The 9,900-nt window shown below is 72.9% G+C and carries 18 protein-coding genes; 12 read left to right on the forward strand and 6 right to left on the reverse strand.

What is annotated here, in order from left to right; genetic code table 11:
- Positions 1-333 (reverse strand): helix-turn-helix domain-containing protein (locus tag ABD308_RS07245; protein WP_344329479.1); only part of this gene is annotated, 333 nt, incomplete at its 3' end.
- Positions 334-644: 311 nt separating this feature from the next.
- Here ABD308_RS07245 and ABD308_RS07250 point away from each other — a divergent pair.
- The 6 genes from ABD308_RS07250 (at position 645) to ABD308_RS07275 (ending at position 2,837) form a co-directional block, all read left to right on the forward strand.
- Complete coding sequence (locus ABD308_RS07250) at positions 645-1,010, forward strand: ATP-binding protein (protein ID WP_344329481.1); 366 nt, start codon at positions 645-647, stop codon at positions 1,008-1,010.
- A complete protein-coding gene (locus tag ABD308_RS07255; RefSeq protein ID WP_344329484.1) occupies positions 1,007-1,246 on the forward strand; it encodes a hypothetical protein in 240 nt (79 codons plus the stop codon). Before ABD308_RS07250 ends, ABD308_RS07255 begins: the two co-directional genes overlap by 4 nt.
- Complete coding sequence (locus ABD308_RS07260) at positions 1,243-1,365, forward strand: hypothetical protein (RefSeq protein ID WP_344329487.1); 123 nt, start codon at positions 1,243-1,245, stop codon at positions 1,363-1,365. Before ABD308_RS07255 ends, ABD308_RS07260 begins: the two co-directional genes overlap by 4 nt.
- A gap of 50 nt (positions 1,366-1,415) precedes the next feature.
- Entirely contained in the window at positions 1,416-1,847 is a 432-nt protein-coding gene (locus tag ABD308_RS07265) for a VOC family protein (RefSeq protein WP_344329488.1), read from the forward strand.
- Between the two features lie 119 nt (positions 1,848-1,966).
- Positions 1,967-2,404 (forward strand): ribonuclease domain-containing protein, encoded by a 438-nt coding sequence (locus ABD308_RS07270; protein WP_344329489.1) that lies wholly within the window; start codon positions 1,967-1,969, stop codon positions 2,402-2,404.
- Position 2,405: 1 nt separating this feature from the next.
- Positions 2,406-2,837, forward strand: a complete 432-nt coding sequence (locus ABD308_RS07275) for a barstar family protein (protein ID WP_344329490.1) — start codon at positions 2,406-2,408, stop codon at positions 2,835-2,837.
- A gap of 141 nt (positions 2,838-2,978) precedes the next feature.
- On the opposite strand, the gene ABD308_RS07280 is transcribed toward ABD308_RS07275, so the two are convergent.
- Complete coding sequence (locus ABD308_RS07280; RefSeq protein ID WP_344329491.1) at positions 2,979-3,608, reverse strand: TetR/AcrR family transcriptional regulator; 630 nt, start codon at positions 3,606-3,608, stop codon at positions 2,979-2,981.
- Between the two features lie 76 nt (positions 3,609-3,684).
- Here ABD308_RS07280 and ABD308_RS07285 point away from each other — a divergent pair, with 76 nt between their 5' ends.
- Positions 3,685-4,074, forward strand: a complete 390-nt coding sequence (locus ABD308_RS07285) for a Dabb family protein (protein WP_344329493.1) — start codon at positions 3,685-3,687, stop codon at positions 4,072-4,074.
- Positions 4,075-4,141: 67 nt separating this feature from the next.
- Here ABD308_RS07285 and ABD308_RS07290 read toward each other — a convergent pair whose 3' ends face one another.
- A complete protein-coding gene (locus tag ABD308_RS07290) occupies positions 4,142-4,549 on the reverse strand; it encodes a VOC family protein (RefSeq protein ID WP_344329495.1) in 408 nt (135 codons plus the stop codon).
- 226 nt (positions 4,550-4,775) lie between these two features.
- Between ABD308_RS07290 and ABD308_RS07295 the strand changes: the two genes are divergently transcribed.
- Both ABD308_RS07295 and ABD308_RS07300 read left to right on the forward strand, forming a co-directional pair.
- A complete protein-coding gene (locus ABD308_RS07295) occupies positions 4,776-5,072 on the forward strand; it encodes a hypothetical protein (protein WP_344329498.1) in 297 nt (98 codons plus the stop codon).
- Positions 5,073-5,183: 111 nt separating this feature from the next.
- Positions 5,184-5,723, forward strand: coding sequence for a hypothetical protein (locus ABD308_RS07300; RefSeq protein ID WP_344329500.1), 540 nt, complete (start codon positions 5,184-5,186; stop codon positions 5,721-5,723).
- A gap of 130 nt (positions 5,724-5,853) precedes the next feature.
- Here the strand turns inward: ABD308_RS07300 and ABD308_RS07305 are convergent, their stop codons facing one another.
- Together ABD308_RS07305 and ABD308_RS07310 are read right to left on the reverse strand one after the other, a co-directional pair.
- The gene (locus ABD308_RS07305) at positions 5,854-6,057 is read right to left on the reverse strand and encodes a hypothetical protein (protein WP_344329503.1); all 204 of its coding nucleotides are present in this window, start codon (positions 6,055-6,057) and stop codon (positions 5,854-5,856) included.
- Between the two features lie 132 nt (positions 6,058-6,189).
- Positions 6,190-6,774, reverse strand: coding sequence for an RNA polymerase sigma factor (locus ABD308_RS07310; protein WP_344329506.1), 585 nt, complete (start codon positions 6,772-6,774; stop codon positions 6,190-6,192).
- Between the two features lie 128 nt (positions 6,775-6,902).
- On the opposite strand from ABD308_RS07310, the gene ABD308_RS07315 reads away from it, so the two are divergent.
- Together ABD308_RS07315 and ABD308_RS07320 are read left to right on the forward strand one after the other, a co-directional pair.
- On the forward strand, positions 6,903-7,247 hold the full coding sequence (locus ABD308_RS07315) for a hypothetical protein (protein ID WP_344329508.1): 345 nt from the start codon (positions 6,903-6,905) through the stop codon (positions 7,245-7,247).
- A 53-nt stretch (positions 7,248-7,300) separates the two neighbouring features.
- Positions 7,301-8,146 carry an arylamine N-acetyltransferase family protein gene (locus ABD308_RS07320; RefSeq protein WP_344329511.1) on the forward strand — a complete coding sequence of 282 codons (846 nt, stop codon included), beginning with the start codon at positions 7,301-7,303 and terminating at the stop codon, positions 8,144-8,146.
- Positions 8,147-8,390: 244 nt separating this feature from the next.
- On the opposite strand, the gene ABD308_RS07325 is transcribed toward ABD308_RS07320, so the two are convergent.
- Positions 8,391-8,924, reverse strand: coding sequence for an NUDIX hydrolase (locus ABD308_RS07325; protein WP_344329513.1), 534 nt, complete (start codon positions 8,922-8,924; stop codon positions 8,391-8,393).
- 240 nt (positions 8,925-9,164) lie between these two features.
- Between ABD308_RS07325 and ABD308_RS07330 the strand changes: the two genes are divergently transcribed.
- On the forward strand, positions 9,165-9,827 hold the full coding sequence (locus tag ABD308_RS07330; RefSeq protein ID WP_344329515.1) for a hypothetical protein: 663 nt from the start codon (positions 9,165-9,167) through the stop codon (positions 9,825-9,827).
- Positions 9,828-9,900: the final 73 nt, after the last annotated feature.

The raw sequence follows: 9,900 nt of genomic DNA on the forward strand, positions 1-9,900 counted from the left end.
GCCTGCGGCGAACTCCTCATGCTCCGCAGACTCGAAGAAGGCGGCGGGCAGCGAACCTCGGTAGTCGTCCCACCACCCCTTCGATCGATCCTGGGTCATGTCGCCCAACGCATGGATGAGTGGGTCGTTGAGGCATCTGCAGGCATCGGCTATCGCGCGGATCCGTTGACGGCTGACGCCGATCCGCCCGGTCTCCATCTGGCTGATCTGGCTGACATCGATGTCGAGAATCCTGGCCAACTGCGGGCCGCTGAGTGATGCCGCCTCGCGAATCCGGCGCAGTTCGGCCCCGAGCCGGCGCTGCCTGAAGGTCGGGTGGCGGCGTGGCGGCATGGTTCTGTCCTTACGTGAAGTAGCCCAAGTGTGCAGCGCAGGCGCGGCTTTGGTCCACCGGCAGCTCGCAGAGCGCACCTACGGGTGAACCCTGGCCGATTTGGTATCCCATGAGGAACTTTAGATGTACGGTCGTGACCGTCGACACCAGACGGTTCGTCAGCAACGCCATGCTTCATGGGCAGTAGGTACCTGCTGCCCGGGCACCGAAGAGCAACCACGCGTGACCTCCACTCCCGCCCTGGCCTGGCTCACGGCGACGTTCCCGCCGGCATCCCCAACCCTCACCACCACCCCAGCGGAGGTTCACCATGCGTGCCTTCACCCCGCCCGACTGCTCCGACGCCCGCAACGAACTCCGGGCCGCCCTCCTCGCCTCCCACTGGCAGCCGGACATCATCGCCGACGCCGAACTCGCCCTCCACGAGCTGTACATCAACGCCTGGAAGCACGCCGGCTCCCAGGCGCCCCGCGTCATCCTCATCCTCCGCCCCCGCACGCTCCGCGTCGTCGTCTGCGACGACAGCCCCACCATCCCCGAACCCCAGGTGAGCGCCGACCCCTACGCGGTCTCGGGCCGGGGCCTCCACCTCGTCCAGGCCCTCACCCACCGCTTCGGCGCGGACCCGACCAAGACCGGCAAGATCACCTGGTTCGAGCTGGACGCCGCCGCGTGAACGCCGACCCCTTCACCCCTCACGACACGTACCTCCGCACCTACACGGAGCCCGAGGTCACCGCCCTCCTCCGCGAACTCCACGAGCGCGGCAAGCGCTTCGGCATCCAGTGGGGCTCCGCCCACGTCAACGGCGCCACCATCGACGGCCGCCTCCTCATCTCCTTCGGCGACACCTCCCTCGCCACCCTCCTCAACCTCCTCACCCTCCTCCGCGAAGGAACCAAGGACCGGTGAACCTCCTCATCGGCGCCGCCTTCGCCGCCCTCCTGGCCCTCGCCCTCGCCACCGTCATCACGGGCGTCATCACCGCCCTCAAGGTCCACCACCACACCGGCGACGACCAGCCCGACTGACCCCCGAAAACCCGATCGAACACCCGCCGTCGGCTTGCTACATTGCCTGAATGTCATCGGTCAAGAAGTTCCAGGTCACCTTCGACTGCGCGGAGCCCACGCGCCTCGCCCGCTTCTGGTGCGAGGTGCTCGGCTACACCGCCTCGCCGCCGAACGGGTTCGCCGCGTGGGACGACTTCGACCGTTCGGACGCGCCCGGCAAGGAGCCCCAGTACTTCGCCTGCACCGACCCCACGGGTGAGGGCTCGCGACTCCTCTTCCAGCTCGTCCCCGAGGGCAAGGTCGTCAAGAACCGGCTTCACCTCTGCGTTCGGGCCGGAACCGGGCTCGTGGGTGAGGAGCGCCTGGCCACGCTGAAGGCCGAGCGCGACCGGCTGGTGGCGCTCGGCGCGGTGTGCGTGCGCGTCATGGAAGCCGACGGCGAGTACGAGTCGTGCATCGTGATGCAGGACATCGAGGGCAACGAGTTCTGCCTCGACTGAGGCTGACGCGTCACCCGGGCGGGTGGGCGTGACGCCACTCCCGGCGCGCCCTGCCCACGCGCCCAACCCCCCTGCGGTACCCCTTCGATGCACGCACCCCCGCACCGAAACGGGTACCCATGACCCTCCGCCGTCTGGCGCAGGCCGCCCTGGTCCTCGCGCTCGCCTGCCCTGTCCTCCCCACGGCCCCGGCCTGGTCCGCCCCGGTGGCCCCGGTGACCCGGGCGATCATCCAACCCCCGCTCCCCGTCGATGACTTCCCTCCCCAGGTCGACCGCGCCTGCCACATCTGGCTCGACCTCGGCTGGCCCACCAACCCCCGCCCGGTCGACTTCCGGCTCCCCGGTCCGGAGTTCATCCGCGGCGGCAACCCGTACGGCAACCGCAGCGGCGACCTCCCCTCCGGCGGCGCCTACCGCGAGTACGACGTCAATCCCCGCCCGACGCCCACCACCCGCCGTGACGCCGAGCGCCTGGTCCGCGACGAGGCCACCGACCGCACCTGGTACACCGCCGACCACTACGACAACTTCCGCGAGATCTCCGAGGGTTGCTGAAGTGCCCGACGAGCCCCTCGGCCCGGCCCGGTGGGACCTCCTGCCGGGCCGTCCCTGGGCCGGGTTCGCCGCCGGCGCCCACCGGCTCCGCCTCGTCCACGGCGACCGCTGCCGCACCAGGGCCGACCTCTTCACCGAGTGGGCCGAATCCCTGGCCTTCCCGGGCTACTTCGGCCACAACTGGGACGCCTTCGAGGAGTGCCTCAACGACGCCCTCCACCCACCCGGCGCCGAGACGGCCACCCGCCTCCTCATCCTCGTCGCCTCCGCCGACGCCCTCCTCGCCGACGAGCCGCCGGACCAACTCGCCCTCCTCCTCGCCATCCTGGACGCGGCCGCCGCCATCTCCACCCTCCGCGTCCTCTTCACCACCACCCCACCCCGGGCCGCCCTCACCCGGCACCGCCTCCACACCGCCGGCCACGCCATCTGACCACGTCGGCCGCATCGCAGAGGTGCTCGCGCCCCTGGAAGGGCGGCCAGTCCGAGTCCGTCGCTCCGTTCGGACCTCCCCTCCTGCCCGCCCGACGGCCGCCGCCCAGTAGCCTGACGGGCATGGCCCCGCCCCGGCGGCTCAGCCGGGGCCGTACGCCCGGAGGAACACCTCCGCCGCGGCCCGCGCGAGGGCGTCCGGTTCGGCGTCGGGCCGGTACACCAGGGGGCCGGTGAGCAGGGCGAGGAAGTGCTCGGCGGCGAGCTCCGGTTCGCACGGGCGCAGCCGGCCGGCCAGCACCAGGCGGGCCAGCCGGTCAGCCAGGGCGGACCGGATCCGCAGCGCCGTCCTTTCCCGCGCACTCGTCTCCAGGTCGGGGAAGCGTGCCGCCTCGGCGCTCGCCAGCCGGTGGACGGCGCGCGCCTCCTCGTCGTGGCACGCCTGCAACAGGCCGCGCCCCGCGGCCCGCAGCCCCTCTCGCAGGTCGGCGTCCGGTGCGACCTCCCGCAGTCCCTCCACGACGGCGAGGCTCCGCGCGCCGACCCGGTCGGCGGCCGCCTCGACGGCCTCGCGGTACAGGCTCTCCTTGTCGGCGAGGTGGTTGTAGACGGTTGGCTTGGCGACGCCCGCCTCCTGCGCGACCTCCTGGACGCACGTCTGCGCGTAGCCGCGTCGCGCGAACACCGCGAACGCGCCGTCCAGGATCGCCTGTCGCCGTTCGTCACGCCCACGAGCCTTGCGCCCGGCGCCGGTTGACACTTCTGAACCCATGGGTTCAGTCTAGGTGCTGAACCAATCAGGCCAAATTTCTGAACCAGTACGTTCAATTCAGAGGGGTGGGACCAGCGTGATCGTTCACATGCTGCGCTTCGCGTTCAAGGAGACCGCGACCGCCGAGGACCGCGAGCACGTGCTCGCGGTGATGCGGCGCACGGCCTCCGTCGAGTCCGTCGCCTTCTCGACGGTCGGCCAGAACCTCGGCGACCCCGACGGCTTCACCCACGCCTACTGCGTGGGCATCCCCGACCTCCGGGCGCTCCGGCGCTACATGCACGACCCGGTCCACCTGGCCGGCGACCCGCAGATCATGCCCCACCTCGCCAGGATCGCCATCGGCCCCGACCTCTCCGACGACATGGCGCCCACCCTGGCCGAGGAGATCCTCGCCCTGCACGACGAGAAGGTGACCCTCCACCCGGAGTGGGCCGCCGAACTCGCCCCACTGCTGGCCGCGTAGCACCGGCTCCCCGCAGCGGAGGGCTCCGCATCGCGTGGATGCGGGGCCCTCCGTCGGCTGCCGGTCGTCAGCCGTTGGTGTCCCCCACGGGCATCCGTTGGCGCAGGGAGACCCGGTTGCCGTCCGGGTCGGTGGCCTCGATGCGGATGCCGAAGGTGTACTCCTCCGGCTCGGGCGCGTCGAACTCCACGCCGCGCTCGCGCCAGATCGCGAAGTCCTTTCTCAGGTCGTCCGATTCCAGGATGATCGGGCCGGGAGCGCCCACGCTCTCGCGCTCGGCGGGCTGACCGGCGGCCGCGGAGTGCGGCCAGAGGATGATCTCGAACGGGTGGCCCGGGACGCCGACGGTCAGGAAGCGGCCGTCGGGGCCGGGGTGGTCGATGCGCTTCTCCAGTCCCAGTTGCTCCGTGTAGAACCGCAGCGCGCGGTCCTGGTCGGTGACGTAGACGGTGACGTACATGACCCTGGTGAGCACGGTGTCGCCCTTTCCTCGGCGGTGTCGTCCACTGCCTTCCTGACGGATCCCGGGTGCCCCGTGTGACAGTGGGCCGCGCAGAAAGTCGGCCCGTCCGACTTCCTACTCCGCACAGCGCCCGCCGCGCCCGCCGTTCCGTCGCTCCGCGCCATCGCCTCACTACCTTGAGCCGCACCGGTGGGGCCGCAACGGGGCGGTCCCGCTCCGGCTGAGAGGGAGTAGACGCATGAAGCGACGCACTGCCACCGTTCTCGGGGCCTGGCTGGCGGCCGCCGCCCTGGCCGTCGGGGTTCCGAACACCGCGTACGCGGCCCACGGCGTGCTGATCATCGACGGTGCCGCGTTCCCGGAGCCGAGCGGCTGCCTCCCGCTGGGCGACTTCGTCCAGCCGGTGGTGACCAATCTGACCGACTCGGCGGTCCAGTTCTGGACGGGGTCGGACTGTACGGGCCGGATCGAGGCGGTCATCAGCCCCGGCACGGTCTACGCGCCGCTCGCCAGCCGGAGCGTCTACGTTCCCTGACGCCCGCGGCGGGGCCGCCCGGCGCGGGAAGTCGGCCCGTCCGACTTCTCGCGCCGGCCCATGTGACAACTATGGTTACCAAATTCGCGATCGTTAACTATGGTTGTCGTCATGACGAAACCTCAGATCACGTCCGACGAGCAGGCCGAGCTGGCGCGAGCCCTCCTCGACGCCCTGAACCCGCTCGCCTCGGCGGTCCGCGCCCGGGCGACCGGGCAGCCCGAGCACCGCATGTGGGACGCCGACCCGGCCGAGGTGGCGCTCGGCGTGCTCGCCGCCTGGAAGGTGGTGGACGCCGAGGTCAAGCGGCTGACCGAGATCGCGGCCGGCACCGCCGGCGGGTACGGCGCGAGCTACGAGCAGCTCGGCGCAGCCTGGGGCATCACCCGCCAGGGCGCCCGCAAGAAGTGGCCGGACGCCGTCCCGCGCCCCTCGGCCGCCGCCCCGCGCCCGGTCATCCTCGAACTTTTCGACGGCGAGGCGGAGCTGAGCCAGGACCCGGTCACCGGCCACTGGACCTGGACCGCCCAGGCCGCCGACGGCTCGCGCGGCACCCCCGCGCCCGACGCCGTCCCGTGCACCAGCCGCGAGGAGGCGGCGGCCTACGCGGGCGCCTACCTCCGCGAGTTCGCGGCCGCTTCCCGCGCCTGAAACCGGCAGGCCCGCCGCCCCCTCCGCGGCGGCAGGCCTGCTCGGCGGCACCCCGGCTACAGCCGCAGCGGAGCCGGAGCCGCCGGTTGGTTCGCGGAACCCCGCCGCCCGGCCGGTACGCGTACGCACGTCACAGCGTTCCCCCCGTCTCCGTGGCGGACCACGGAACGTCCCACATCGCGAGGTCCCCCGCCTGCGCTCCGACGGCCTCGCCGAGGGCGTCGGCCCCCGCGGACAGCTCGGCGTACAGCGCGTCCCAGCTCTCGAACACGTCGGTCCCCCCCTGCTGGTTCTGCGGCCGCGCCCCCGTCTTCGGCCGCTCGAACTCATGCATACGTTTCCCTTTCCGTGACAGGGCCGGTGGCCTGTCGTGCCACCACCAGCCCCGAGGCTCCTCTCTGGCGCCCCGACCCGGACCCGCGGGCCGACCGGACGGCCGGCCCGCGAACCCTAGACGCGGACCCAGTCAGTCGGCCTCCCGGCGCGGCAGCGGGATCGGCGCCGCCCGCGCCCGCTCGTCCGCCCGCCTCAACTCGCGGGAGACGGTGGACGCGGAGATCCCGAGGGTCTCGGCGATCTCCGCCCCCTTCCAGAGCCAGATGTGGTGGAGCTCCCAGATCCGCGCCTGCCGCTGGTCGCCGATCGCCTTGTGGACGATCCGCAGCAGCTCCTCGAACTCCAGCCGGGCGCCCGGGTGGCTGTTGCCGGGATCCCCGGTCGTCGCGGGCCGGCTCCCCTCGGGGATCTCCGCCACCGGCTCCTCCCGGCGGACGGGGGCCGACCTCCAGTGGTCGATGGCCATCCGACGCGCCACGGTGGTGGCGTAGGCGATCACCGGCCGGTGGAACACCGTCCCCTTGCGGACCTCGTTGATCACGACCATGCAGGCCTTGGCCGCGATGTTCTCGGCCGTCTGCTCGTCGTGGGTCATCTCGCGGAGACTGGTCACCAGGCGCGGCAGGAGGTCGCGGACGAGCTCCTCAAGATGCGCCTCGCTCATCGGCGCCGACGGGGACGGGCCATGGGCGCCCGCCCCTTCCGACTTCGCCATGGGCGTCCTTCCGTTGGACTTCGCGGGGGTGGTCCGTCGCCATCCCTCACGTCTCTGACGACACGTAACCCCCTTTTCTTGCACGGGCGGTGGTGCAAGCGTGAGCGGCCCTTTCTCGTCGAGGAGGCATGAAGCACTCCATGGTTCACCCGGCCGCGTCGCCCACCCACCTCATCCTCCTCGGCGAGGACGTCGCGGGCTGGCGCACCGCGCTGCTCGCGGCACTGCTGGCCGCCGTCGCCCTCGAAGTCGCCACCGCCGTGTGCCGCAACGCCCTGCTGCGCCTCCCGGACCTCCTGCTGGCCGTGCTCGTCGGCCCGCGGCTGACCGCCTCCGCCCGGCTGCGCCTGCTGCCGCACTGGCGGGCGGAACTCTCCCGGCGGCTGGCCCCCGGCCCGCACCGCCGGCGCCGCTACCTCGCCGCCCTGTGCTTCGTCCTGACCCTCGCCTGCGAGGTCCACCCGGCGGCCTAGGCCTAGGTCCGAGGACCGATGGCCGGAGGGGCTGCGTCCGCTTGGATGGAGGCGTGGACGAACCCTCGAAGGACGAGCTTCCGAAGAACCCCGAAGGCCTCACCGCCGGCCAGGTGGCGGCGTACCTCGACCGGATCGGCGCCGGGCGGCCCGATCGGGCGGGTGCCGCCGAGTTGGCGCGGTTGCAGGAGGCGCACCAGGGCGCGGTGCCGTTCGAGAACCTGAGCATTCACCTCGGCGAGCCCGTGGTGCTGGAGCCCGCCGCGCTGCTGGAGAAGATCGTCGACCGGCGGCGCGGCGGTTTCTGCTACGAACTCAACGGAGCCTTCGCCGCGTTGCTGCGCGCGCTCGGCTACCGGGTGGACCTGCTCGCGGCCCGGGTCTTCAACGGCGCGAAGCCGGGGCCGCCGTTCGACCACCTCGCGCTGCGGGTGGTGGCGGACGGCGCCGCGTGGCTGGTCGACGTGGGCTTCGGGCGGTTCGCCCGCCGTCCGCTGCGGCTCGACGAGCGCGGCGAACAGCACGACCCGGCGGGCGTGTTCACCATTCTCCCGAGCGGGACGGATGGCGGGGCCGGCGACCTCGACGTCCGCCTCGACGGCGAGCCGCAGTACCGGCTGGAGCCGCGCCCGCACACGCTGGCCGACTTCGTGCCGACCTGCTGGTGGCAGACCACCTCCCCCGGCTCGCTCTTCACCCGCGGGACCACCTGCTCCCGTCCCACCCCGGACGGCGGCCGGACCACCCTCGACAGCACCCGCGCGACCGGCGGCACCCGCCTCCTGCGCACCGCCCCGGACGGCACCCGCACCGAGGACCTGCTCGCCCCGGACGCCGCCCTCGCCGCCTACCGCACCCACTTCGGCATCACCCTGGACCGCCTCCCCACCGCCCCCTGAGCCGGGCGCTCAGGCTCCGGGTGCGCTCAGGCGTCGGGCAAGGTGCGGCCCGGCACGGCACGAACAGGCCGACCCGGCACGAGGACGGCTCGGGCGGCCGGGCGCGGAGCCGGTCCGGCCGCACCGTCCTGGGCACCCCGGAGCCGTCCGGCGAAGGCGAGGAACTCCGCCGCGACGCCGGTTTCGAGGAGCACCCTCCGGGCGCCGTGCTCCGGCGCGAGGCGGGTGGTGGCCCGCCCCGCCGCTACAGCAGGCCGAGGTGGTCGAGGCCCAGGTAGGCCGGGCCCACGTCGGAGAGCAGGCCGCGTCGCAGCACGGTGGACCGGAACTCCGCGAGGTCCATCAGCACCACCTCGATGAACTCGTTGCGGTCGTGTGCGAGTCGGGCGGTGGGGGTGCAGTCGGTGGCGACGCAGGCGTAGCGCACGCCGTTGGAGTAGGCGTCGTGCCAGGTGGCGGTGACCAGCCGGACGTCGCCCCGGTAGCCGGTCTCCTCGGCGAGTTCGCGGGCGGCGGCGTGCTCGGGGGACTCGCCCGCGTCGACCACGCCGCCCGGCAGTTCGTACAGGACGGCCTGCGGGCCGGGCCGGAACTGCCGGGTCAGCAGGATGCGGCGGTCCGGCGTCAGGGCGACCACGGCCGCGGCCGCGTACTCGTTGGCGAGGTGGTAGACCTCCTCCCGCCCGTCGGGCATCTCGAAGGTCACCCGGTCGGCGCCGCGTCCGTACGCGCTGTGGATCGGCTCCCGGCGGAGCTCCCGCCAGCGTTCGTCGCCCATCGGCGCGGGCTCCTTCCGTGCGGTGCGTCCCCGGCGCGTCTCCGGCGCGTGCGGGTGCCAGGGGGCGCGCGTGGCGTCGTGTGCAGGCGCAGAATAGCCGCGCGCCGTCCACTCCGGGGGGATTCGCCGGAATCGCGCCTCGCGGCCGGCCGTGCGCCATATGCTGCGCGAGGCGTGGCGGCCCGCCCCCGGGGCGGTCGCGAGCCGTTCAACTCCGTTTTCCCGCAAGGTGGTTCACCTATGAGGCAGAAGAGTCGGCGCAAGGACGACGGCGAGGTGACCTTCGAGCAGGTCACCGTTCTCTCCTTCGAGCCGCAGGGCGACCTCCGGGTCGACAGGGACGGCCGCGTCCTGCTGCTGAGCGAGCCCGCCAGCCTGACCCGCATCCCGGTCCGGATCGTCCGCGAGGCCATGACGATCAAGCACGTCGCGGGCTACTGGGTCACCTGGGCCGAGTGGTTCGGCCCGGACGACATCCGCGACCACGCGCGCTGGGTCCCCGACGAGGAGTACGTCCAGCCGGACGAGGGCGGCCTCGACGGGCGGCTGGAGGTCACGGTGGCCGCGTACTGGGCGGTGGAGTGGGAGCCGACCCGGGCGCGGCTGCGGACCAGCGAGGCCGTGGTCGCCTTCCCGCCGGGGGAGCGCGTGCGCGAACTCGTCCTGGAGCGCCCCCAGCCGCACCATCCGGCCACCCTCGTGGTCCACCTGACGCGCGCCCGCTGGACGGACGGGCGCGGCGGCCAGGTGATCCACCACGGCTTCGCGGGTGAACGTGAGGGCGTCGAGGGAGTCGAGGGAGTCGAGGGAGTCGAGGACGGGCGCGGCGGCTGGCGGGGCGAGCCCGTCCACCGCTTCGCGGAGTGCGCCACCGGCCACCTCCCGGGCGTCGCCGCCCGCTGAGCCGCGCTCAGCCGAGGGCCGGATCGACGGCCGGACCGAGGGCCGGATCGAGGGCGGGATCGACGGCCGGCCA

The sequence above is a fragment of the Kitasatospora putterlickiae genome, assembly GCF_039527695.1.
In the GTDB taxonomy this organism is placed as follows: Bacteria; Actinomycetota; Actinomycetes; order Streptomycetales; family Streptomycetaceae; genus Kitasatospora; species Kitasatospora putterlickiae.

Coding starts and splice junctions, on each gene's coding strand:
- ABD308_RS07250 (WP_344329481.1), top strand. CDS start 645: ATGCGTGCCTTCACCCCGCCCGACTGCTCCGACGCCCGCAACGAACTC.
- ABD308_RS07265 (WP_344329488.1), top strand. CDS start 1,416: ATGTCATCGGTCAAGAAGTTCCAGGTCACCTTCGACTGCGCGGAGCCC.
- ABD308_RS07270 (WP_344329489.1), top strand. CDS start 1,967: ATGACCCTCCGCCGTCTGGCGCAGGCCGCCCTGGTCCTCGCGCTCGCC.
- ABD308_RS07280 (WP_344329491.1), bottom strand. CDS start 3,608: ATGGGTTCAGAAGTGTCAACCGGCGCCGGGCGCAAGGCTCGTGGGCGT.
- ABD308_RS07295 (WP_344329498.1), top strand. CDS start 4,776: ATGAAGCGACGCACTGCCACCGTTCTCGGGGCCTGGCTGGCGGCCGCC.
- ABD308_RS07300 (WP_344329500.1), top strand. CDS start 5,184: ATGACGAAACCTCAGATCACGTCCGACGAGCAGGCCGAGCTGGCGCGA.
- ABD308_RS07305 (WP_344329503.1), bottom strand. CDS start 6,057: ATGCATGAGTTCGAGCGGCCGAAGACGGGGGCGCGGCCGCAGAACCAG.
- ABD308_RS07310 (WP_344329506.1), bottom strand. CDS start 6,774: ATGGCGAAGTCGGAAGGGGCGGGCGCCCATGGCCCGTCCCCGTCGGCG.
- ABD308_RS07315 (WP_344329508.1), top strand. CDS start 6,903: ATGAAGCACTCCATGGTTCACCCGGCCGCGTCGCCCACCCACCTCATC.
- ABD308_RS07325 (WP_344329513.1), bottom strand. CDS start 8,924: ATGGGCGACGAACGCTGGCGGGAGCTCCGCCGGGAGCCGATCCACAGC.
- ABD308_RS07330 (WP_344329515.1), top strand. CDS start 9,165: ATGAGGCAGAAGAGTCGGCGCAAGGACGACGGCGAGGTGACCTTCGAG.